The sequence below is a fragment of the Winogradskyella sp. KYW1333 genome, assembly GCF_003335675.1.
GTDB lineage: Bacteria > Bacteroidota > Bacteroidia > Flavobacteriales > Flavobacteriaceae > Winogradskyella.
In genome coordinates, this window is record NZ_QPHL01000017.1 from 200214 (window position 1) to 222559 (window position 22346).

Consider the following 22346-nt stretch of genomic DNA (forward strand, 5'->3'; position numbering starts at 1 on the left):
CTACAATTGCATGTAATACAAATATGCCAAAACCAGAACACATAATTCTTATAAGGTTTTCGGCCATGGGAGATGTAGCTATGACTGTTCCAGTTCTTAGTGCTCTCAATGAAAAATATCCACAGTTAAAAGTTACAGTCTTAACCAGAGGTTTTTTTAAACCTCTATTTGAAGGGCTAAATAATGTTGAGGTTTTTTCTGCAGATTTAAAAGGGCGTCACAAGGGCCTTTTGGGGTTATATAATTTATCTAAAGAGTTAAAGCTACTAGGTTTTGATGCAGTTGCTGATTTACACAATGTATTACGCAGTAAAATCCTTAAGTTCTTTTTTGCTGGTAAAAAAGTTGAACATATAGATAAAGGCAGGGTCGAAAAGAAAGCATTAATAGCCGGCAAAATATTTAAACAGATAAAAACTACACACCAGAGATATGCTGATGTGTTTGAAAAGTTAGGTTATCCAATTGATTTAGCTAAGCCAAAGTTTCCCTCGAAACGAATAATACCAAAGGAAATTTCAGAACTGGTAAAGCAAGATTATTCAATAGTTGGAATTGCACCTTTTGCAGCGCACAAGGGTAAAATGTATCCTTTGGATAAAACGGAAAAAGTCATAGAACAACTTTCCAAGCAAAATCAAGTTTTTTTATTTGGAGGAGGGAAAAATGAAATTCAAATACTAAATGAGATATCTGCTAAATATGAAAATGTTGTTTCTGTTGCGGGGAAATTGTCATTTATGGAGGAGCTCAATTTAATCTCTAATTTAGATGTGATGCTTTCTATGGATTCAGGAAATGCACATTTGGCTGCGATGTTTGGTATTAAGGTTATAACCATTTGGGGAGTTACACATCCATTTGCTGGTTTTGCCCCATTTAATCAGTCAGAATCTAATATACTGTTGGCTGATAGAGAACAGTACCCCTTAATACCAACTTCAATATATGGGAATAGATATCCAAAGGAATATGAGGATTGTGCAGGGAGTGTATCTGTAAAAAAAGTAGTCGAAAAAATAATGTCTACAATTTCGAATACTTAACTAAACATCGTCATAGTCAACAACAACAGAATCAGAAGTTGGATGAGCTTGACAAGTTAAAACCAACCCTTCAGCTACTTCATTATCGGTTAAAATATTGTTATGCCTCATTTCAGTTTGGCCTTCTGTAACTCTGGCTATACAACTACTACAAATGCCACCTTGGCATGAATAAGGCGCATCAATATCCTTTTTTAAAGTTGCTTCGAGAATAGTTTGATTATTAGACATTTCAAATTCAAACTCCTCTTCATCGACAATTACTTTTATTTTAGAATTACCATCAGATACAGAGACAGTTGATTTTTCATTCGACTCAACAGGCACAGTAAACAATTCAAATAGGATGTCATTTTCTTTAATGCTATTTTCAAGCAGCACATCTTTAACAGTATGAATCATCTGTTCAGGACCACATAAATAGAACTTCTCAACAGTTACATCCTTGTACTTGTTTTTTACGATAAGATTAACTGTACTTTTTTCTATACGGCCAAAAAGCGCGTCTTCTTCCTGAGTTTGACTATAGATAAAGTGAACATGAAATCGATTTCCGTATGTTTCTTTAAGTTGTATAAGGTCATTAGAAAACATGGCATCACTTAAAGATTTATTCCCGTAGACTAAAATTAAATTGCTAAATGGCTCATCTTCTAAAAGTGTTTTTGCAATACTTAAAATAGGTGTTATACCACTTCCAGCAGCAAAGGCCACAATAGTTCTTGTTTTAGCATTATTTGCTTCAAACACAAAACGACCATTTGGTTCTGCAACATCAATAATATCTCCAGCATTTAATTCATTATTAGCGTAGACCGAAAATGAACCTCCCTCAACTGATTTAACCGCAACAGTTAATTTTCTGCTACTTTTAGAAGAACATATAGAATAATCTCTTCTAATTTCTTCACCGTTAATCTCAGTACGAAGTGTAATATATTGACCCGCCTCAAAAATAAAGTTGTCTTCTAAGTCTTCGGGCACATCGAATGTAATAGCCACCGACTTATCAGTAACTTTATTTATAGATTCAATTTTTAATGGATGGAATTGTGACATTGCAATAATTTTTTGTAAAAATAATGAAGCCTAACATTAAAGTAATCTTTGTTTGTAACAAATTAACAATTAAGTTTACTAATAGAAAAAACTAACCAAAACAGCTATGATTAAGCATTTTATTAATTTAGAGTGGAAACAATATTTTCGCTCCTCCTATTGGCAAAAGAGCTTAGGGCTTAATATACTTCTAGTATTTTTTGCACTGTACTTTATAGTTGTCTTTTTAATTCTAGGCTTTGGGCTTTTACCTATCCTCAAGAAAGTATTTCCTGATCAAGATCCATTTGTTGTTGCCAATGGATTTATTTTTTTCTGGTTAATGATTGATCTATTGATGCGGTTCTTCTTACAAAAACTGCCAGTAATGAGTGTAAAACCGTTATTAACACTGCCCATTAAAAGGTCAACTGTGGTTCATTATGTTTTAGGGAAGTCCGCCTTATCGTTTTTTAATTTCTTGCCATTATTCGCCATAATACCATTCAGTATTATGCTAATCGTTAATGATTACTCCACATCAACTGCATTAACATGGATGTTTACAATGATAATTGTAGTGTTAATTGGCAATTTTTTAAACTTTATTATTGAAGCATTTTCTGCAGAACTAGAATTTTCGTTTCTACCATTAATAATTTTTGTTGGCACATTATATGGTTTAGATGCTTTTGGAATTGTTTCTATGACATCCTTATTAGGAGATGCGTTCTTAGGTATTGCAAATAACCCCATTTTTATTTTAATTCCAATAGCAATACTTGCGCTTTGTTATTCTTTTAACTTTAAACTTCTGAAGGACAAATTGTTTTTAGATAGTTCCTTAAAATCCAAAGTTACTGAAGTAAAAGCAGCAGATTTATCTTGGACAAAACGCTTTGGTGATATAGCTCCATTTATGCAATTAGATCTTAAACTTATATGGAGAAATAAGAGAACAAAATCATCGGTATGGATTATGCTCATTGGTCTACTCTATGGTATGTTTTTCTACCCACAGCCTATGTATAGAGACATGGTATGGTTATTTCCGTTTATTGGAATCTTTGTAACAGGTATTTTCCTAATAAATTTCGGTCAATTTATACCAGCTTGGGATAGTGGTTATTATAAAATGCTAATGAGTCAAAACATTAAGTATGAGCAATATTTAAGATCAAAATTCATACTTATGGTTTTAAGTGTAGCTATAATATTTGTACTGAGCATACCTTACGTATATTTTGGTTGGAAAATCTTAGTTGCTCATTTTGCCGCGGCCATATACAATATAGGAGTTAACTCACATATTATGTTATATGGAGGGTCGTTTAACAGAAAGAAAATTGACCTCAACCAAAGAGCTGCATTCAATTATCAAGGGACAGGTGCAGTGCAATGGATTATAGGATTACCACTTATGATTTTACCGATGATTATTTTTGCGGTTCTTAACGCCCTATTTGGGTTTGAAACAGGCATAATCGTACTTATTTTCTTAGGTATAGCCGGAATTGTTTTTCATAAAAAACTTATGCGAATGATTACTCAACGCTATCTCGATTCAAAATATAAAATGATTGACGCTTTTAGTCAAGATAATTAATACAAAGACTAACCATGATATATACAAAAGACATTTCAAAAGCATATAATGGAACTACGGTTCTTAAAATTGATGAGCTCAATATTCCAAAAGGCCAAAGTTTTGGTTTAGTTGGAAATAATGGAGCAGGTAAAACCACATATTTTAGCTTATTGTTAGATTTAATAAAACCTACAACAGGCAGTATATCAAATGGAGAAATAATTGTAGATCAAAGCGAGGACTGGAAACCTTACACCTCATCCTTTATTGATGAGAGTTTTTTAATTGGCTATTTAACACCGGAGGAATATTTCTATTTTATTGGTGATTTGCGAGGCCAAAATAAAGCAGACATTGATGCTTTAACGTCAAAATTTGAAGATTTCTTTAATGGAGAAATTATAGGCAAGAAAAAATACTTAAGAGACTTAAGTAAGGGTAACCAGAAGAAAGCCGGTATAGTTGCTGCTTTAATTGGGAATCCTGAAGTTATAATATTAGACGAACCTTTTGCAAATTTAGATCCAACGACTCAAATCCGTTTAAAACAGATTCTCAAAGATTTAGCAGAAAAACAGGGAGTTACCGTTTTGATATCTAGTCATGATCTAATGCATGTTACTGATGTATGCGAGCGTATCGTTGTATTAGAAAAGGGTGAGATTATTAAAGACTTAGAAACTAATCCAGCAACATTAAAAGAACTTGAAGCTCATTTTGCTGGCAACCTTGAATCTGTTCAAGAGGAAGAGTAGAATTTAATTATAAATAATTAAGAAACTCATGTCATTTTAATGTTATGAGTTTTTTTGTTATCGCGGGTTCCTATTTCTGAAAAACCCATATAAAACCTCATAAATTCAAAAAGATGTTTATTTTTACCAAATAGCACACTAAACACCCAAGATTTTAGTTATCTATTAATCAAATAGAATAAACGTTGAAGACCTATATAAAAATCTTTCTACCTCTTATTTGTATTGCGATAATTGCCCAAAGTTGTTCTCGTAAGAAAGACACATTTATCAATAGGAATTTTCATGCATTAGGCACAAAATACAATGTGCTTTACAACGGTAATCTTGCCTTAGATCGTGGAATCGAAACGGTTAATGACGCATATTCGGAGAATTTCTGGGAACTACTTCCTGTTGAACGAATGAATATAGAAGATGATGTATTTCTTCCGGGTCAAACAAAAAACGCAGATTTTGAAAGAGCAGAAGAAAAGGCTATAAAGGCAGTTCAAGTTCATGGAATGAACATAGAAGGCAAGGAGAAGAACCCGCAAATTGATGAGGCTTACCTTCTATTAGGGAAAGCTCGTTATTATGATCAACGTTTCGTACCGGCACTTGCAGCCTTTAATAATATCCTAAATAAATATCCAACTAGCGATAAAATCAATCAAGTAAAGATTTGGAGAGAAAAGGCAGACATGCGCTTAGACAATAATGAAATTGCTATTAAAAAACTTAAGCGATTATTAGAGGAAGAACAACTTGAGGATCAAGATTTAGCAGACGCTACGGCAACTCTCGCGCAGGCTTATATCAACACCAAATCTAAGGATAGCGCCATGGCTCAGCTAGAAATTGCTGCAGAAAACACTAAGATTAAAAGAGAAAGAGCGCGCTACCTTTTTATTAAAGGACAATTATATAATGAATTTGGCAAAAAGGATAGTGCCAATATGGAGTTTAACAAAATTATTGAAATGCATCGTCAGGTTCCTCGAGCATTTTATATAAATGCGCATTTAGAAAAGTCTAAGAATTTTGACGAGCTAAATGGAGATATAGTAGCGTTTCAGGAGTATTTAATGGAGTTAGAAGAAAACCGTGAAAATCGTCCTTTTTTAGACAAGATTTATCATAGGATAGCTGAGTTTCATAACGGTAATATGTCCGACAGTTTAGCTGAAGCTTATTATAACAAGTCCCTGAGGAAAACAACTGCAGATCAGTATCTAAAAGCACTAAACTACGAGACCTTAGGCAATATGTATTTTGATAAAAACAGCTATAAAACGGCAGGGGCATATTATGATAGTACCATGGCGGCCATGGAACCAAAGACCAAGGAGTTTAGGATATTAAAACGCAAACGCGAAAACCTTGATGATGTAATTTATTATGAAGGTATTGCTGAGGTAAATGATAGTATTCTGAAAATGGTAAGTTTACCCAAGGAAGATCAAATAGCATTTTATGCAGAATATATTGAAATACTTAAGGTCAAAGCTGAAGAGGAAGAAAAATTAAAAAAAGAGCAGTCTCAAAGGCAATCTAATTCTGGTAATATTCAGATTGCAGATAATAAAATAAATAACCGACTAGGTTCTAACAAAAACCCTGGTGGAATACCTGGAAGTATTGGTGGAAATAAGAGCAGTTTTTATTTCTACAACCCAACCACAGTTGCTTATGGAAAGAATGAATTTCTAAAACTTTGGGGAGATAGACAATTACAAGATAATTGGAGATTATCAGATCAACGTAAAAGAATAAGTAATACAGAGCAAAGTGAAGTCGTTGCTTCAGAAGATAAGGACAATACTCTGTCACCAGATTTTTACATTGCTCAATTACCAACTGAACAAAAAGAAATAGACAGTATCGCCAAAGAAAGAAATTACGCGTATTATCAATTGGGTGTTATTTATAAAGAAAAATTCAAGGAGTTGAGTCTTGCAAAATCTAGATATGAGACCTTATTAAAAAACGAGCCAGAAGAACGCTTAATATTGCCATCTAAATATAATTTGTTCCGCATTTATGAAGAACTTGGCTTAAATCGCAAGGCAGAGGCAATGAAGAATGATATTGTAGAAAACTATCCCGATTCTAGATATGCTGAAATCTTGTTAAATCCTCAACTTGAATTAGCTAAGGACGAGAACAGTCCAGAAGCAATTTACACGAATTTGTACAATAAGTTTAATGAGCAAAAATATGCAGAGGTAATTGCTGAGGCAGATGAGAACATAGGAAAATTTGAAGGGGATGATTTCGTTCCGAAATTTGAAATACTGAAGGCATCAGCAAGGGGAAGGCTATTCGGTTTTGAAGCATACAAGGAAGCCATCAATTTTATTGCTTTGACTTATGCAAATGCAGAGGAGGGTAAAAAAGCACAAGAGATTATGGATAATGCTATACCGGCCCTAGCTAAAAAAGATTTTATTGCAGATGACGCCTCTAAAAACTTCAACGTTATCTATCAATTTAATAAGGATTCTGGAGAAGATGTAGATACTTTTATTAAAGTTCTAAACGAGGAAGTTACCAAAGTAAAATATTTTGACCTTACAACCTCTAGAGACGTGTATGACGAAAACACTACTTTTGTTGTAGTGCACGGTTTAAAAAGTATTTCTGGAGCTCGTGGCTTTGCAGAATTGCTTAAAACAGAAGAAAAGGATAAAAGAGGAAGACCAATCCCTCCAAAAATTACCAAACCATTCTTTCCTATTTCATCGCCAAATTATGCTATTATTCAACGACATAAAAACTTAGAAACTTATTTAGAACAACAATAAACGCATACAATTATGTTTTCTTCAGAAGCTAAGAAATCTAAAAAACATATAACTATGGAAACAAACACACAACAGAATATTATAGCGCATGGGACTAAGATTGTAGGAGATATAACTAGTCAAGGCCCTTTTAGAATTGACGGTACAGTTGATGGAAATGTAAAAACATCCGGAAAGGTCGTTGTTGGAAAATCTGGATATGTTAAGGGTACCTTACAGGGAGAAAATGCTGATTTTGAAGGGAAATTTTCTGGCAAACTTGTTTTATCAGGAACACTATCCTTAAAATCAACAGCACATATTGAAGGCGAAGTACACACTAGCAAACTTGCTGTAGAACCAGGAGCAACATTTAATGCAACATGTAGCATGAAAGGTACAGTAAAAGCACTTACAAATGAGCCTATCAAACAACAACAAACAAGTCAAAGACCAGAAAAACAGGCTTAATTCTTACTCGAGATTATCTGGTTTGGTCATACAGATGATAGCTATAATTGGTGTCGGAACATTTGCTGGAATTAAATTAGATGAAGCATATCCAAACGAAAAAAATCTGTGTACCTTAGGCTTAACATTAGCAGGAGTTATTTTATCTATTGTTTATGTAATAAGGCGTATTATTGCATCTTCAAAAGAATAACTTTTTAATATATCATGGGAGAGTTTAAGAAAAGACAAGGCGTATTCTTACTTCAATTAATTGGTGTGACTGCAGTATTATTTGCTGTACACAGTTATTTACTCTATCATTTTGCTAAGGATATCATTTTCTTTTTTCCTGTTTGGCAGATTTACGCCTTCCATGTATTAATTACATTGATACTTTATTCCGTAATAAACTATAGATTTTCATCTGGGAAAAAAGATATTTTTAATTTGTTTATGGTAATGACATTTTTAAAAATGTTTTTGGCTATTCTTTTTTTATTGCCATTATTACTTTCAAGTTTTGAAAATAAGCAACCAGATGTTTTCAACTTTTTCATTCCATATTTTTTATATCTATTCTTTGAAGTTTTTGCATTAACAAGATTCCTGCAAAAGCCTTAAATTTTCTTTTTTTACCCTTAAGGCAAACCAATAGATTTTATAGACAAAAAACTTTACAAATTAAGGCTGAAATAATGTTTGTCAATTCATATAATGTGTGTACATTTGCAGCGAATTTAAAACAAGGTATTTTAAAGCCGTAAAGAATGACATTAAGCACCTTTAAACGTTTAGCGTTAACCGTTCTGTTTTTATCAGTGAGTTTAGTTGGTTTTGCTAGAGACTCTAAAGAAGGAGGAGACGACGAAAAATTCGACCCAAAAGAAATGATTTTGCATCACGTAAAGGATGCTTACGGAATGCACGTCGCAACTCTTAACCAAGGTAAGGAGAATGAATTCCACATTACAATTCCTCTTCCTGTCATTGTTTATACAGACAAAGGATTAACAACTTTTTCATCATCTGCGTTTCACCACGATTACCATGGTCATGAGATAGTAGAAAGAAATAGGCAGCGATTCGTAAATGTTCATGAGAAAGTTTATGTCATGGATGATGGCGCCTCAGAAGTGACTTTTGATGCAGAGGGTCATCCCACAAATGCTCATAGGCCAACATTCGATCTATCAATTACAAGAAATGTTTTTATGATGTGGGTGTCAATTGCAGTATTGTTATTGATTTTCCTTTCAGCCGCACGCAGATATAAAAAATCTGATGATTATGTACCATCTGGTATCGCAAGTTTTGTAGAGCCTCTGATTGTTTTCGTAAGAGACGAGATAGCAAGGCCAATGATTGGAGAGCATAAGTACAAAAAATACATGCCATATTTGTTGACCATATTTTTCTTTATATGGATCAATAATATTTTTGGACTGATTCCAATACTTAATGGTGCGAATGTAAGTGGTAATATCGCATTTACATTTACCTTGGCAGCTATCACATTTATAATTACAACATTTAGTGGTAATAAGCATTATTGGCAACACATTTTCTGGATGCCAGGCGTGCCTGTACCAATGAAAATATTTTTAATGCCCATAGAGATTATAGGAATGTTTGTAAAACCAATATCACTAATGATTCGTTTGTTTGCAAACATTACAGCGGGCCACGTTATTATCTTGGCATTAATGTCTTTAATCTTTGTATTTAAGACTGAGGCTATGGCACCAGTGTCTGTAGCATTTTCATTATTTATAACTGTTATTGAAATTGTTGTTACAGCAATACAAGCATATATATTTACAATCTTGTCAGCCTTATATTTTGGTATGGCAACAGAAGAAGCACATCATTAATTTAAATTTTATATTATGACTATTACAGGAATTGCAGCGATTGGAGCTGGATTAGCAGCTATTGGAGCTGGTATGGGTATCGGAAGAATTGGTGGGTCAGCTATGGAAGCTATGGCACGTCAACCTGAGATGCACGGAAAGATTCAAACTTCTGCATTAATTTTAGCAGCCTTCGTAGAAGCGGTAGCACTATTTGGTGTTGTTGTTGCTTTCTTACAAGGGTAAAAAGTAAAATACAGAAGTAACGGTTGGTTGCTTCTGTATTTTTAAAATTTAAGTTATTTAAATAGAACAGAATGGATTTAATTACACCAGAATTTGGACTTGTTTTTTGGACTTTAATAACGTTTTTAGTCTTACTTTTTATATTAAGAAAATTTGCATGGAACCCAATCTTAGGAGCGGTTAGCGAAAGAGAAGAAGGCATCAAAGATGCTTTAGCCTCTGCTGAAAAAGCGCGCCAGGAAATGGAAAACCTTCAAGCTGATAACGAGCGTATTTTACAAGAAGCTCGTGCAGAACGTGAAGCAATGCTAAAAGATGCTCGTGAGATGAAAGCTAAGATGATTGCTGATGCAAAGGACGAAGCTCAATCTCAAGCAAGTAAAATGATACAGCAAGCTCAAGCAGCAATTGAAAGTGAGAAAAAAGCAGCAATGGCAGAATTGAAAAGCCACGTTGCAGGTCTATCTATTGAGATTGCAGAAAAAGTTGTCCGTGATGAACTATCTAACAAGGACAAGCAGTTAAAGCTTGTTGAGAATATGTTAGGTGAAACAACTTTAAATTAATAATTGATGGCAGGATCAAGAGCAGCAATACGATATGCTAAAGCAGTACTTAGTTTAGCTTCCGACAATAAAGTGGCTGACAAAGTCAATGCAGATATGAAGCAAATTGCTTCTGCAATTGCTACCAATAGTGATTTGAATGCTATGCTTCAAAGCCCCGTAGTTAGATCTTCAGATAAATTGTCTGTTTTAAAGGCTGTGTTTGGAGACGCTAATAATGCAACTACAAACTTGATTAATACCTTAATTACAAACAAGAGAATTGCTTTGTTGGGTGATGTGGCGAACAAGTACAATCATTTATATGATGCACTTAGAGACACTCAGGTTGCAAAAGTTACCACAGCAACTCCTTTAACTAAAGACTTAGAAAAGAAAGTTTTAGCTAAAGTGAAGGAACTCACCGGTAAATCAACAGAGATAATGAATACAGTAGACGAGTCTATTTTAGGAGGGTTCGTTTTGCGAGTTGGTGACTTACAGTATGATGCAAGTATTGCCAACAAATTGAATAAATTAAAAAGAGAATTTACATTAAATTAAAAGCTTACAGTAGTAGCTAAAGACTAAAATAAAATGGCAGAAGTAAAACCAGCTGAAATATCAGCAATCTTAAAACAACAACTTTCAGGTTTTGAAGCAGGTGCTTCATTAGACGAAGTAGGAACAGTATTAACTGTTGGTGATGGTATTGTACGTGCTTATGGACTTTCTAATGCACAATACGGAGAATTAGTAGAATTCGAAGGTGGATTAGAAGGAATTGTACTTAACCTTGAAGAAGATAACGTTGGTATCGTATTATTAGGTCCTTCAAAAGAAATTAAAGAAGGCGCTACGGTAAAGCGTACTAATCGAATCGCATCTATTAAAGTAGGTGAAGAGATGGTTGGACGTGTAGTTGATACATTAGGTAACCCAATAGATGGTAAAGGACCAATAGGAGGTGAATTATACGAAATGCCATTAGAGCGTAAAGCTCCAGGTGTAATTTTCCGTCAACCAGTTGATGAGCCATTACAAACAGGTATAAAGTCTGTAGATGCTATGATTCCTGTAGGTAGAGGCCAACGTGAATTGGTAATTGGTGACCGTCAAACAGGAAAGACTACTGTTTGTATTGACACTATTTTAAATCAAAAAGAGTTTTATGATGCGGGTGAGCCCGTATTTTGTGTATATGTTGCTGTAGGTCAAAAAGCTTCAACAGTAGCAAACATTGCTAAAACCTTAGAAGATAAAGGTGCACTAGCCTACACTGTTATTGTAGCAGCAAATGCATCAGATCCTGCTCCAATGCAAGTTTATGCACCATTCGCAGGTGCAGCAATTGGTGAGTATTTTAGAGATACTGGTAGACCAGCATTGATTGTATATGATGATTTATCTAAGCAAGCGGTAGCTTACCGTGAGGTATCTTTATTATTACGTCGTCCTCCAGGACGTGAAGCGTATCCTGGTGACGTTTTCTACTTACACTCAAGATTATTAGAGCGTGCTGCTAAGGTTATTGATGATGATAGTATTGCTAAGAACATGAATGATTTACCAGAATCATTAAAGCCAATAGTCAAAGGTGGTGGTTCTTTAACAGCGCTTCCAATTATTGAAACACAAGCTGGTGACGTATCTGCATATATTCCAACAAACGTAATTTCTATTACAGATGGACAGATTTTCTTAGAATCAGATTTATTTAACTCTGGTGTACGTCCTGCAATTAACGTTGGTATATCTGTATCTCGTGTAGGTGGTTCAGCTCAGATTAAGTCAATGAAGAAAGTAGCAGGTACTTTAAAATTAGACCAAGCTCAGTTCCGTGAATTAGAGGCTTTTGCTAAATTTGGTTCAGATCTTGATGCCGCAACTCTTAATGTAATTGAAAAAGGTAGACGTAATGTGGAGATCTTAAAGCAAGCTCAAAACGACCCGTTTACTGTTGAGGATCAGGTAGCAATTATTTATGCAGGTTCTAAAAACCTATTGAGAGAAGTACCAGTTGAGAAAGTAAAAGAATTTGAAAGAGACTATATAGAATTCTTAAATGCTAAGCACAGAGGTGTTTTAGATACATTAAAGGCTGGTAAATTAACAGATGAGGTTATAGACACATTGACAAGTGTGGCTAAGGACATGTCTGCTAAGTTTAATGCTTAATTAAATAGAAATGTCACTCTGAGCTAAAGCAAGGAGTCTTTATAAACTAAAGAATGGCAAATTTAAAAGAAATACGTAACAGAATATCATCCGTATCTTCTACGATGCAGATTACCAGTGCTATGAAAATGGTTTCTGCTGCTAAGTTGAAGAAAGCACAAGATGCTATTACTGCAATGCGTCCATATTCTAACAAATTAACAGAGTTATTACAAAACTTAAGTGCAACCTTAGATGTAGATAGTGGAAGTAAATTCGCAAACCAAAGAGAGATAAACAATGTTTTAATTGTTGCTATCACCTCTAATAGAGGTCTTTGTGGAGCATTTAACTCTAATATTATCAAAGAGGTAAATACTCTAATGGGCGATACTTATGCTGATAAGAATGTTTCAGTTTTAGCGATTGGGAAAAAAGCAAATGATGCTTTTTCAAAAACAGGAAATGTTATAGCAAACAAAAGTGAAGTCTTCGACGACTTAACTTTTGATAATGTTGCTGAGATTGCAGAGATGATCATGGATAAGTTTATTCATGCAGAATTTGATAAAGTAGAATTAGTGTACAACAGCTTTAAAAATGCTGCAACCCAAGTCATAATGACAGAGCAATTTTTACCAATTGTCCCTGTAGAAAGTGATGCAAGTAATAACTCAGATTATATCTTTGAACCTTCTAAGCAAGAAATTGTAGAGACATTAATTCCTAAATCCTTAAAGACTCAATTATTTAAAGGAATTAGAGATTCTTTTGCTTCTGAGCATGGTGCGCGTATGACAGCGATGCATAAAGCGACAGATAATGCAACAGAGTTAAGAGATCAGCTTAAGTTAACATATAACAAAGCACGTCAAGCTGCAATTACTAATGAAATCCTTGAGATAGTAGGTGGAGCTGAAGCATTAAATAATTAATAGTCAATAACTGTTAAAAATATTAGATAAACCCAACTCAATTGAGTTGGGTTTTTTCATTTTAAAAACCCTATTTTTAGCACAAATTAATCAATTCTTGAGCGCATTCAAATCACTTTTTAAGCAAACATTTATTTATGGTTTGGCCACAGTCTTACCAAGAATGTTAAGTTTTTTATTGGTACCATTATATACTAGTGAAGCGGTATTATCAAGTCCAGCTGAATACGGGAAGGTGTCCGTAATATTCTCATACTTTGTCTTATTTAATGTCATATTGGCCTATGGTATGGAAACAGCCTTTTTCAGGTTTTTTAACAAGGAGGAAGACAAGGAGAAGGTAATTGGTACCTCGACAGTTTCATTACTAATTTCGTCACTAGGGTTTTTTGTTATTGCGTTGCTTTTACAGGATCAAATTTCCAATTTCATTGATATAGATGTAAAATATATTAACCTAGTTATTTGGATATTACTTTTAGACGGCTTGGTAATTATTCCATTTGCATGGCTAAGAGCAAATGAAAAACCAACGCGATATGCCATTATTAAAATAATGAATGTATGTGTTAATATTGGTCTTAACCTATTTTTCTTGTTAGCACTTAAAAATGTTGCATCTACAAGTGGTTTATTAGAAACAATTTACAGACCTAATTTTGAGATTAGTTACATCTTTATAGCCAACCTTGTTGCTAGTGGGTTTACATTGGTTTTAATGGCATCATTTTATATAAATCTCAAATATAAATTTGATAGAAAATTATGGAAACAAATGATGCGTTATGCATTACCAGTTTTAATTGCAGGGATTGCCTTTTCAATTAATGAAACCTTTGACAGAATCCTATTAAAAGAGTTATTACCGTCTGATATTGCAGAAAATGAAATAGGAATGTATTCCGCATGTTATAAATTAGCCTTGTTTATGACGCTTTTTGCAACGGCTTATCGTCTAGGAATAGAACCCTATTTTTTCAGTCATGCACAAACTGAAAACCCACAAAAAAACTATGCAAATATCCTAGAGTTTTTCGTGGCATTTGGCTCAATAATATTGTTGACAGTAGTTGTATTTGCTGATGTCTTAAAACCATTTATAATTAGAAGTCAGGCATACTGGGAAGCCATGTGGATTGTGCCAATAATACTATTAGCTAATTTCTGTTTAGGAATTTACCATAATCTATCAGTATGGTATAAGATAACTGACAGAACAAAGTTTGGCGCCTATATTTCTGCATTTGGTGCACTTGTAACTCTAGTTATTAATCTAATGTTTATTAAGACTTATAGTTATAAAGCTTCTGCTATTGCGACACTTATCGCTTATGCTTCGATGATGATGTTATCCTATTATTTTGGAAGAAAATACTATCCAATACCTTATAACTTAAAAAAAATAGGATTGTATTTATCTGTTTCAATTGGTTTATCAGCCATGTCATTTTACCTATATCGAGAGAATTATGTTATAGGAATTGTAATGTTAGTTGTATTTTTGGGAATGGTTATTTTGTTGGAAAAGAACCAACTAAAAGAAATCTTAAAACAATAATTCATGAAAATTAAAATTATAAATAAATCCAGGCACGACTTGCCACATTACGAAACCATGGCCTCTGCTGGCATGGATTTAAGAGCAAGTTTAACTGAAGCCAGAATATTAAAGCCTTTAGAACGCACCATAGTTGGTACAGGACTGTTTATTGAACTACCCATTGGTTATGAAGCACAAGTAAGGCCTCGAAGTGGATTAGCAGCCAAAAAAGGAATTACGGTATTAAATGCACCTGGTACTATCGACGCAGATTACAGAGGAGAAATAGGAGTAATTTTGGTGAATTTGTCTAATGAAGATTTCACTATTCAGAATGGAGAACGAATTGCGCAATTAGTAATTGCCAAACATGAGAGAGCAGAATGGGAGTTGACAGAAACACTTACTGATACTGAAAGAGGAGAAGGTGGTTTTGGAAGTACCGGCACCAAATAATCAACCAATCAAATTAAAAAATTCTAAAATGAAAATAATAGTCCCAATGGCAGGTCGAGGCTCACGTCTTAGACCACACAGTTTAACAGTTCCAAAACCTTTAATACCCGTTGCGGGGCAACCTATTGTCCATCGTTTAGTAAAGGATATTGCTAAAGTCTTGAAACAACCTATTGAAGAAATCGCATTCGTATTGGGTGACCCAGCATTTTTTGGCGATGATGTAGTTGATAGCTTAACTGTTTTAGCTGAAGATTTAGGTGCTAAGGCCTCGATTTACAGACAAGATCAACCTTTAGGTACAGGTCATGCCATTATGAGTGCAAAACCATCCTTGTCAGGCCCTGCGGTTATCGCTTATGCAGATACTTTGATTAGAGCGGATTTTGAGTTAGACCCTTCAGCAGATAGTGTTATATGGACAAAACGTGTTAACAATCCAGAAGCATATGGTGTTGTAAAGTTGGATGGTAATGAAAACATAGTTGAACTCGTAGAAAAGCCTCAATCTTTTGTAAGTGACCAAGCAGTTATTGGGATATATTACTTTAAAGATGTTTCTGTTCTTAAGGACAAACTTCAAGAGGTATTAGACCAGAACGTTATGAACGGCGGTGAATATCAAATAAACGATGGTATTAAGCGTATGATGGCAGACGGCAGAATTTTTAAAACAGGTGCTGTTGATGAATGGATGGACTGTGGCAATAAGACTGTAACTTTAGAAACTAATTCAAAGATGTTGGCTTTTTTAGAAGCCGATAAGGAAGAGCAACTAGTAGATAATTCAGTAGTACTAGAAAATTCTACAGTAATAAAGCCATGTTTCATAGGTAAAGGGACTGTTTTGCGCAATACAACTATTGGCCCAAACGTTTCTATTGGTACGGATTGTATAATTGAAAACAGTAAGGTTAAAAATAGCTTAATTCAAAACCAAACAACCATTATAAATGCTAATTTAGACGAAGCTATGATTGGCAATCATGTTAAGTATAATGGTGAGTTTACTAAAATTAGTATTGGAGATTATACTACAATGGAATAAAATTTGAAGTCTACATTTTAATATTAGACAAAATGAAAGGTGAAATCAGCTAAATACATATTTATATTTCTAATCGGTATTTTTTTAATGCCTCATATATCTTTTGCTCAAGTAGACTTTAACAAAAGACCCGATGACGATTTAGGAAATGTTGAAGACGAATTTCAAGAATACTTTTTTGAAGCCCTAAAGCAAAAGGGTATTGAAAATTACGATAGAGCAGTTGATGCACTCCAAAAATGTTTAAACCTAGACAGTAAGAGACCTGTAATTTATTTTGAACTTGGCAAAAATTACAACAAGCTTAAGAATTATGGTGTCGCCGAAGATGCCTTAAAAAAAGCAGTAAGCATGCAACCTGACAACGAATGGTTTTTAGATGAACTATACGACGTTTACTTTCAACAAGACGATATCAATAATGCCATTAAAACCATTAAGCAATTGGTAAAATATCATCCCGATTATAAGGAGGATTTGGCCGCCTTGTATGTAAGAGAGAAAAAATACAAACAAGCGTTAGATATATTAGATGAACTAGACGAACAATATGGTCTTAGCGAAGCAAGAGATGTAATGCGCAATGATATATACAGCATTACAGGAAATTCAGGTGACCGAATTGAAAACTTAGAGCAACGCATAGCTAATAATCCAAATAATGAAGAGAATCATCTCAAATTAATATATAGATATAGCCAAACTGGTGATAAGAAGAAAGCCTATAAAGCAGCTAAGAATTTATTCAACATTAAGCCAGATTCAAAGTTTGTTCACTTGGCTTTATACAAGTTCTATTTACAGGATGGAGAAGTAGATAAGGCTATTAATTCGGTGAAGATTGCGCTGAATAGCCCAGAAATTAGTGCAGATGCAAAAGCAAAAGTACTTAAGGATTTTGTGAGTTTTGTTTCAAAAAATCCAGAATATGAAGCAGATCTTGTTGAGATAACCTCTCAAGTAGACGATAATAAAGACGCTCAAACATATTCTGATTTAGGTCAATATTATTTAAAGGCCGGAGATAAAGTTAAAGCACTTGCAAACTTTAAAGAAGCATTAAAACAAAATCCTAATGACTTTAAGTTGATTAGGGATGTGTTGCTTTTACAACTTGACATGAAGGATTATAAATCAGTAGTTACAGTAAGCAATGAGGCATTAGAATTGTATCCTGCACAACCAATATTATACTTGGTAAATGGCGTTGCCAAAAATCAATTAGGTCAAAATAATGAAGCTATAGAAAGTTTAGAAACGGGTATAGATTTTCTTATAGACAATCCAAAAATGGAGGCTGATTTTTACTCAGAATTGAGTTTAGCATACAAAGCCTTGAATAATATTACCAAATCAGAAACGTTTGTTAAAAAGGCACAAGCTATTAAAGCACAACAATAAATGAAATTTACCCAAGCATATAGATACTTTACCTTGATCTTACTAGTTGTTGGATTTATTTCGGTAGTTGGCTGTAAGTCTGCTAAAAGTGTTATTGCCTCAGGAGAGGCAAGTGACAAACTTTCTGCGAAACAGGTAATTAAACAGCACCAAAAAAAGGATGCTAATTTTAAGACCATGCAATCCAAGGTTAGAATAGATCTAAGACAAGGCCAAAAAGAACTAGGTCTTACGTTTAACTATAGAATGGAAAAAGATAAGGCCATTTGGTTAAGTGCACCGTTAGGGTTGGCAAGGATGATGATAACTCCTGACAAGGTGAGATTCTATAACAAACAAGACAATGAATATTTTGATGGTGATTACGCTTTGCTTAGTGACTTTGTAGGTGTTGAATTAGATTTTGATAAGGTTCAGAATATTTTATTGGGTCAGGCCATTTATAATTTAAAGGAAGAACCACATATGGTTGAGGTTTCAGAAAATTCATATGCATTACAGCCAAAGGATCAAAACACTCTTTTAGAATTGTTCTATCTCATCAATCCATCTCATTTTAAAATGGATAGTTTGCAATTGTATCAACAATTGAAAAAACGATTTTTACAAGTAGATTATGCGTCTTATCAAGAAGTAAAATCTCAGATACTTCCAAAGGATATTAAAATTATTGCGGTTGAAGGTGCTGATGAGGTTGATGTATCCTTAGAATTTAAGTCCGTGTCTATTAACGAAGCAGTTAGATTTCCATTTAAAATTCCCGCTGGTTATAAAGAAATAGTGATAAAATAATGATTATCACTCGCACATATCTTCTTGTCTTATTTAGCCTGTTTCTTTCAATGAATTTTGTCCATGCTCAAAGTGCAAAACAAAAAGCATTAGAGGCAGAAAGACAGCAGAAACTTAGGGAAATAAAACAAATTAATGCTTTATTATTTTCTAATAAAAAGGAACAAAAATCTGTAATTACCCTTATTGAAGATATTAACTATAAAATTAGCGTTAGAAAAAATCTAATAAGAATCACCAATGAACAGGCTAATTTACTTACGCGCGAGATAAACTCCAATCAAAAGGAAATAACAAGCTTGAGAGCACAATTACAAGAGTTAAAAGACGATTACGCCGCAATGATTGTAAAATCTTATAAGAGTAAATCTGAGCAAAGCAGAATCATGTTTTTATTGTCTTCAGAAAACTTTAAACAAGCCTATAAGCGCTTACAATACTTCAAGCAATATACAGACTACCAAAAGGAACAGGGAGAAGCCATAAAAGCAAAGACCGAAGAGTTACAAGAATTAAATATTAAACTCACGCAACAAAAAAAGGACAAGCAAAAGTTAATTGAAGAAAATAGAGTTGCCAAACGAAAGCTTGAAGATGAACTAAAAAACCGAGAGGTATTAATGGCGTCTATAAAATCTGATATGAGCAAGTTTAACGCTCAGATCAAGAAGAAAAGACAAGAAGTAAGGGAGTTAGACAAAGAAATAGACCGACTCATTAAAGAAGCCATCGCGACCTCTAATAAGAAAGCTGGTAAAAAGACATCAACAGGTAAATTTGTATTGACACCAGAGGCTAGGAGACTTGCCTCAAATTTTGAATCTAACAAGGGTAAATTGGGTTGGCCAGTTTCTAGAGGAGTAATTAAAGGAAAGTTTGGAAGACAACGTTCTTTAACTGATAATACCGTCACCCAAAACTATAAGAGTATTTATATAGCTACTGAAGAAAATGCGGAGGTTAAGTCTGTTTTTAATGGTGAGGTTTCAGGGATACTTGTTGTTAAAAACGGAAATCCTGCAGTGATGATAAGACACGGTAATTATTTATCAGTTTATATGAATATGTCCAAGATATATGTAAAGAAAGGAGATAAGGTTACCACAGGACAAGCCATTGGTCAAGTTTTTACAAATAGAATTAAAGGAGAAACCTTGCTTGGGTTTAGAATATATAAAAACGATCAGGTTATTAATCCAGAACCTTGGTTGGCTAAATACTAAAAAAATTCCCTAACATTTCACTAGGGAATTTAACTACTGAACTAACTCAAACTAAAATTTAGACACGGACTACTACAAAACCGTTCCTGGTTTTTCTATGGTGTTTCCCATTAAAAACGTAGTAGCGTTTGCCGTTAACACGAACAATTTTATATTGACTTGGTAATTTCCTTACAACCGTTACTGTTGCTGGTTGTTTTACAACCACATGTCTTGCGCAAGATTTAGCACTTAGCGCAAAAACAAAAACAAAAGCATAAACTAGGTATTTCATCATTAATAAATTTGGTTTAATGATAAGACTGAAAATTAATAAAAAGGTTTAATAACTACTCAAAAATGGCTTTCAATTCTGTAGCATCTTGTGGCTTCATCTTACCGGCAAGTACAAGGCTTAATTGCTTTCTTCGCAATGCGCCATCGAAGCGTTCTTTTTCAAGATCTGTTTCTGGTATCAGTTCAGGGACTTTAATAGGTCTTCCTGTTTCGTCTACAGCAACAAAGGTGTAAATAGCTTCATTGGCTTTGATACATTCACCAGACTCTCTGTCTTCTATCCAAACATCGAGATAAACTTCCATAGAGGATGAAAAAGCACGAGATACCTTGGCTTCAACTGTAACAACACTTCCTAATGGGATGGCTCGGTTAAAAGCAACATGATTAACGGACGCTGTTACTACAATGCGCCTAGAATGGCGCCTTGCAGCAATACTCGCAGCTCTGTCCATACGTGCTAATAATTCACCACCAAAAAGATTATTAATTGGGTTTGTTTCACTAGGTAAAACGAGATCCGTAACTATGGTTTTAGATTGAAATGCTGTTTTGGGTTGCATAAAGTCTTAAAATTTATGCAAAGATAAAGTGTTTTAAGATAAAGCAGGTCTTATGATGAGGTTAATGTAAATTAATGTTGGTGAATGGAAATATGAAAATGGAAATACATCTTTGGTTTTGAGATTAAAAAAGGAACTTCACTACCAGATTTCACAGAACTCCAATTATGAAGACCTTTTAGTTGGTGAATATAAATATGTTGAAAATGGAGTAGTAAAGGCAAACACCTTAAGTAATTTTGACAATCCTATTATAGCCGGTTATGACCATAAGATCAGCGGTGGTGTATTTGTACACTTTTCACCAAATAATTGCCTTGATTCTAGTGAGAGTCAAGAGATAAAGGTTGAATTGTTCATTGAAGACCCAAGTGATGAAAATATCGAAGGACTACTCATACTCAGGTATGTTGTAGAAAACGGCATTGAAAAATTACAAACATGTATTTATGATTATACAACGTTATCAGATGATGTTAACGACAGAATAATTATACCAGATGGATATTATGTATTTGAAAAACAGTAATTAATAAGCACAAAATAAAAATGCCCTTTAATTATTAAAGGGCATTTTTATTTTATATTAAATATTTTAATCTAATTTCTTAATCAATAACCAAGCGTCACGGTTATGTTCTCTTCGGATTTTGCGCAATGCACGTTGTGCTTCGGCTCTAGTTTCAAAACTTGCATAAACCACTTCATGCAAACCATATCGATTAACGCCAATTTTTCTGGCCTTATACCCTTTAGCCTTAAGCTGATTTACTTTTTTCACGGAATTAGCCTCAATTCTAAAAGCACCTGCCACAATATGGTAATTACCACTTTGTTTTTCAAGTGAAAGCGTTGCGGCTGGTAGTGGATTACTTATAACAAAAGTAGCTTCCTGTACTTTAGCGTCTAATTGAGCATTTGCTTCTTCTTGGGCAATCTGGTTATGATTTTCTATACTATTGTTATAATAGTTATAACCAAAATAACCACTCAAACCCAACACCAATACTGCAGCTGCAGCATATTTTAACCAATTGGTGTTTGATCGTTTCTCTGGTGTTAATGCAATCGGCGCAACCGCCTCTAATTCTTCCGCCTTTTCCTTATAAACTCCTCTCGTGATGGCTTCTGAAGAGTAGTGTGCTAAACCAAAGGCATCTGTTAAATAATTAATGTGGTTAGAAGGTTCAAAAACAATCTTGCCATCATTATTTAAAATAAGGTCACCAATATTTTCAAACTGAATGGTTTCGCCCTCAATTAAATAAGACTTAATTGAACGCACTTGTTTAGAAACTTTATTCAACGCATTATTGTATGGTATTTTCTCTACTTCAGCAATGTAATTAGCTAAGAGCCCATCATTGTTTTGCAATTGCTCGTTAAAAGACAATACTTTTTTGGGAGGATAAAACGTATGTGTAGACTCATGTATTTTTGCCGAAACACTATTGGTTAAAAAAGCACCAAAACCTGGCACTGTAACACAGTCGTAACGGTATAATAAATCACTTATGTAAGTTTCTAATTGCATGCGCTTAGTTGATAAAAACGCAACTCTTATTGCGTCTCAACTTTAGTTATTAATTAAAGAATATCTAAAATGCCAAATCTCGATTATCGAGTAAAACAAAGTTAAAAATTTTTGTTTCTGATGAAAGTTTGTTGA

24 protein-coding genes are annotated in these 22346 nt (G+C 34.0%); 20 read left to right on the top strand and 4 right to left on the bottom strand.

All coding sequences use genetic code 11. The annotated features are described in order from the left end of the window. Nucleotides 1-23: 23 nt before the first annotated feature. Nucleotides 24-1046, top strand: a complete 1023-nt coding sequence (locus DUZ96_RS10685; RefSeq protein ID WP_258774373.1) for a glycosyltransferase family 9 protein — start codon at nucleotides 24-26, stop codon at nucleotides 1044-1046. On the opposite strand, the gene DUZ96_RS10690 is transcribed toward DUZ96_RS10685, so the two are convergent. Further along, complete coding sequence (locus DUZ96_RS10690; protein ID WP_114301934.1) at nucleotides 1047-2105, bottom strand: ferredoxin--NADP reductase; 1059 nt, start codon at nucleotides 2103-2105, stop codon at nucleotides 1047-1049. It lies immediately after the preceding gene. Between the two features lie 106 nt (nucleotides 2106-2211). Between DUZ96_RS10690 and DUZ96_RS10695 the strand changes: the two genes are divergently transcribed. The 18 genes from DUZ96_RS10695 to DUZ96_RS10780 all read left to right on the top strand — a co-directional run bounded on the left by DUZ96_RS10695 (nucleotide 2212) and on the right by DUZ96_RS10780 (nucleotide 19838). Beyond that, nucleotides 2212-3690 (top strand): DUF5687 family protein, encoded by a 1479-nt coding sequence (locus DUZ96_RS10695; RefSeq protein ID WP_114301935.1) that lies wholly within the window; start codon nucleotides 2212-2214, stop codon nucleotides 3688-3690. A gap of 14 nt (nucleotides 3691-3704) precedes the next feature. Continuing rightward, nucleotides 3705-4427 carry an ABC transporter ATP-binding protein gene (locus tag DUZ96_RS10700; protein WP_114301936.1) on the top strand — a complete coding sequence of 241 codons (723 nt, stop codon included), beginning with the start codon at nucleotides 3705-3707 and terminating at the stop codon, nucleotides 4425-4427. 185 nt (nucleotides 4428-4612) lie between these two features. Beyond that, the gene (locus DUZ96_RS10705; RefSeq protein WP_258774374.1) at nucleotides 4613-7213 is read left to right on the top strand and encodes a tetratricopeptide repeat protein; all 2601 of its coding nucleotides are present in this window, start codon (nucleotides 4613-4615) and stop codon (nucleotides 7211-7213) included. 12 nt (nucleotides 7214-7225) lie between these two features. Further along, nucleotides 7226-7663, top strand: a complete 438-nt coding sequence (locus tag DUZ96_RS10710) for a polymer-forming cytoskeletal protein (RefSeq protein WP_114301937.1) — start codon at nucleotides 7226-7228, stop codon at nucleotides 7661-7663. Continuing rightward, nucleotides 7611-7856: an AtpZ/AtpI family protein gene (locus tag DUZ96_RS10715; RefSeq protein WP_114301938.1), complete on the top strand. Its 246-nt coding sequence runs from the start codon at nucleotides 7611-7613 to the stop codon at nucleotides 7854-7856. Before DUZ96_RS10710 ends, DUZ96_RS10715 begins: the two co-directional genes overlap by 53 nt. A 14-nt stretch (nucleotides 7857-7870) precedes the next feature. Further along, entirely contained in the window at nucleotides 7871-8266 is a 396-nt protein-coding gene (locus DUZ96_RS10720; protein ID WP_258774375.1) for a hypothetical protein, read from the top strand. Nucleotides 8267-8412: 146 nt separating this feature from the next. Further along, nucleotides 8413-9516 (top strand): F0F1 ATP synthase subunit A, encoded by a 1104-nt coding sequence (gene atpB, locus DUZ96_RS10725; protein WP_114301940.1) that lies wholly within the window; start codon nucleotides 8413-8415, stop codon nucleotides 9514-9516. Between the two features lie 15 nt (nucleotides 9517-9531). After that, a complete protein-coding gene (gene atpE, locus DUZ96_RS10730; protein ID WP_181855271.1) occupies nucleotides 9532-9741 on the top strand; it encodes an ATP synthase F0 subunit C in 210 nt (69 codons plus the stop codon). Nucleotides 9742-9812: 71 nt separating this feature from the next. Then, nucleotides 9813-10307: a F0F1 ATP synthase subunit B gene (locus DUZ96_RS10735; protein ID WP_114301941.1), complete on the top strand. Its 495-nt coding sequence runs from the start codon at nucleotides 9813-9815 to the stop codon at nucleotides 10305-10307. A 6-nt stretch (nucleotides 10308-10313) separates the two neighbouring features. Next, nucleotides 10314-10850, top strand: a complete 537-nt coding sequence (gene atpH, locus DUZ96_RS10740; RefSeq protein ID WP_114301942.1) for an ATP synthase F1 subunit delta — start codon at nucleotides 10314-10316, stop codon at nucleotides 10848-10850. A gap of 33 nt (nucleotides 10851-10883) precedes the next feature. Beyond that, nucleotides 10884-12464: a F0F1 ATP synthase subunit alpha gene (atpA, locus tag DUZ96_RS10745; RefSeq protein WP_114301943.1), complete on the top strand. Its 1581-nt coding sequence runs from the start codon at nucleotides 10884-10886 to the stop codon at nucleotides 12462-12464. A 53-nt stretch (nucleotides 12465-12517) separates the two neighbouring features. Then, on the top strand, nucleotides 12518-13378 hold the full coding sequence (gene atpG, locus DUZ96_RS10750; protein WP_114301944.1) for an ATP synthase F1 subunit gamma: 861 nt from the start codon (nucleotides 12518-12520) through the stop codon (nucleotides 13376-13378). 97 nt (nucleotides 13379-13475) lie between these two features. Then, complete coding sequence (locus DUZ96_RS10755) at nucleotides 13476-14936, top strand: oligosaccharide flippase family protein (RefSeq protein WP_114302341.1); 1461 nt, start codon at nucleotides 13476-13478, stop codon at nucleotides 14934-14936. Between the two features lie 3 nt (nucleotides 14937-14939). Next, nucleotides 14940-15374: a dUTP diphosphatase gene (dut, locus tag DUZ96_RS10760; RefSeq protein WP_114301945.1), complete on the top strand. Its 435-nt coding sequence runs from the start codon at nucleotides 14940-14942 to the stop codon at nucleotides 15372-15374. A 28-nt stretch (nucleotides 15375-15402) separates the two neighbouring features. Next, the gene (locus DUZ96_RS10765; protein WP_114302342.1) at nucleotides 15403-16422 is read left to right on the top strand and encodes a sugar phosphate nucleotidyltransferase; all 1020 of its coding nucleotides are present in this window, start codon (nucleotides 15403-15405) and stop codon (nucleotides 16420-16422) included. Between the two features lie 87 nt (nucleotides 16423-16509). Beyond that, nucleotides 16510-17823, top strand: a complete 1314-nt coding sequence (locus DUZ96_RS10770; protein WP_258774376.1) for a lipopolysaccharide assembly protein LapB — start codon at nucleotides 16510-16512, stop codon at nucleotides 17821-17823. Continuing rightward, nucleotides 17824-18615 (top strand): DUF4292 domain-containing protein, encoded by a 792-nt coding sequence (locus DUZ96_RS10775; protein ID WP_114301947.1) that lies wholly within the window; start codon nucleotides 17824-17826, stop codon nucleotides 18613-18615. Between the two features lie 50 nt (nucleotides 18616-18665). Then, nucleotides 18666-19838 (top strand): murein hydrolase activator EnvC, encoded by a 1173-nt coding sequence (locus tag DUZ96_RS10780; RefSeq protein ID WP_258774377.1) that lies wholly within the window; start codon nucleotides 18666-18668, stop codon nucleotides 19836-19838. Nucleotides 19839-19896: 58 nt separating this feature from the next. Here DUZ96_RS10780 and DUZ96_RS10785 read toward each other — a convergent pair whose 3' ends face one another. Further along, a complete protein-coding gene (locus DUZ96_RS10785; RefSeq protein WP_258774378.1) occupies nucleotides 19897-20112 on the bottom strand; it encodes a DUF6515 family protein in 216 nt (71 codons plus the stop codon). 55 nt (nucleotides 20113-20167) lie between these two features. Continuing rightward, nucleotides 20168-20677 carry an acyl-CoA thioesterase gene (locus DUZ96_RS10790; protein WP_114301950.1) on the bottom strand — a complete coding sequence of 170 codons (510 nt, stop codon included), beginning with the start codon at nucleotides 20675-20677 and terminating at the stop codon, nucleotides 20168-20170. Nucleotides 20678-20747: 70 nt separating this feature from the next. Here DUZ96_RS10790 and DUZ96_RS10795 point away from each other — a divergent pair, with 70 nt between their 5' ends. Continuing rightward, nucleotides 20748-21206, top strand: coding sequence for a DUF6705 family protein (locus tag DUZ96_RS10795; RefSeq protein ID WP_309484656.1), 459 nt, complete (start codon nucleotides 20748-20750; stop codon nucleotides 21204-21206). A gap of 66 nt (nucleotides 21207-21272) precedes the next feature. On the opposite strand, the gene DUZ96_RS10800 is transcribed toward DUZ96_RS10795, so the two are convergent. After that, nucleotides 21273-22211 (bottom strand): SPOR domain-containing protein, encoded by a 939-nt coding sequence (locus tag DUZ96_RS10800; protein ID WP_114301952.1) that lies wholly within the window; start codon nucleotides 22209-22211, stop codon nucleotides 21273-21275. Nucleotides 22212-22346: the final 135 nt, after the last annotated feature.

What these genes read in the sequence shown, in the direction of transcription:
- DUZ96_RS10685 (WP_258774373.1), top strand. Translation starts at nt 24, where the DNA reads ATGCCAAAACCAGAACACATAATTCTTATAAGGTTTTCGGCCATGGGA.
- DUZ96_RS10690 (WP_114301934.1), bottom strand. Translation starts at nt 2,105, where the DNA reads ATGTCACAATTCCATCCATTAAAAATTGAATCTATAAATAAAGTTACT.
- DUZ96_RS10695 (WP_114301935.1), top strand. Translation starts at nt 2,212, where the DNA reads ATGATTAAGCATTTTATTAATTTAGAGTGGAAACAATATTTTCGCTCC.
- DUZ96_RS10700 (WP_114301936.1), top strand. Translation starts at nt 3,705, where the DNA reads ATGATATATACAAAAGACATTTCAAAAGCATATAATGGAACTACGGTT.
- DUZ96_RS10710 (WP_114301937.1), top strand. Translation starts at nt 7,226, where the DNA reads ATGTTTTCTTCAGAAGCTAAGAAATCTAAAAAACATATAACTATGGAA.
- DUZ96_RS10715 (WP_114301938.1), top strand. Translation starts at nt 7,611, where the DNA reads ATGAGCCTATCAAACAACAACAAACAAGTCAAAGACCAGAAAAACAGG.
- DUZ96_RS10720 (WP_258774375.1), top strand. Translation starts at nt 7,871, where the DNA reads ATGGGAGAGTTTAAGAAAAGACAAGGCGTATTCTTACTTCAATTAATT.
- atpB (WP_114301940.1), top strand. Translation starts at nt 8,413, where the DNA reads ATGACATTAAGCACCTTTAAACGTTTAGCGTTAACCGTTCTGTTTTTA.
- atpE (WP_181855271.1), top strand. Translation starts at nt 9,532, where the DNA reads ATGACTATTACAGGAATTGCAGCGATTGGAGCTGGATTAGCAGCTATT.
- DUZ96_RS10735 (WP_114301941.1), top strand. Translation starts at nt 9,813, where the DNA reads ATGGATTTAATTACACCAGAATTTGGACTTGTTTTTTGGACTTTAATA.
- atpH (WP_114301942.1), top strand. Translation starts at nt 10,314, where the DNA reads ATGGCAGGATCAAGAGCAGCAATACGATATGCTAAAGCAGTACTTAGT.
- atpA (WP_114301943.1), top strand. Translation starts at nt 10,884, where the DNA reads ATGGCAGAAGTAAAACCAGCTGAAATATCAGCAATCTTAAAACAACAA.
- atpG (WP_114301944.1), top strand. Translation starts at nt 12,518, where the DNA reads ATGGCAAATTTAAAAGAAATACGTAACAGAATATCATCCGTATCTTCT.
- dut (WP_114301945.1), top strand. Translation starts at nt 14,940, where the DNA reads ATGAAAATTAAAATTATAAATAAATCCAGGCACGACTTGCCACATTAC.
- DUZ96_RS10765 (WP_114302342.1), top strand. Translation starts at nt 15,403, where the DNA reads ATGAAAATAATAGTCCCAATGGCAGGTCGAGGCTCACGTCTTAGACCA.
- DUZ96_RS10770 (WP_258774376.1), top strand. Translation starts at nt 16,510, where the DNA reads ATGCCTCATATATCTTTTGCTCAAGTAGACTTTAACAAAAGACCCGAT.
- DUZ96_RS10775 (WP_114301947.1), top strand. Translation starts at nt 17,824, where the DNA reads ATGAAATTTACCCAAGCATATAGATACTTTACCTTGATCTTACTAGTT.
- DUZ96_RS10780 (WP_258774377.1), top strand. Translation starts at nt 18,666, where the DNA reads ATGAATTTTGTCCATGCTCAAAGTGCAAAACAAAAAGCATTAGAGGCA.
- DUZ96_RS10785 (WP_258774378.1), bottom strand. Translation starts at nt 20,112, where the DNA reads ATGAAATACCTAGTTTATGCTTTTGTTTTTGTTTTTGCGCTAAGTGCT.
- DUZ96_RS10790 (WP_114301950.1), bottom strand. Translation starts at nt 20,677, where the DNA reads ATGCAACCCAAAACAGCATTTCAATCTAAAACCATAGTTACGGATCTC.
- DUZ96_RS10800 (WP_114301952.1), bottom strand. Translation starts at nt 22,211, where the DNA reads ATGCAATTAGAAACTTACATAAGTGATTTATTATACCGTTACGACTGT.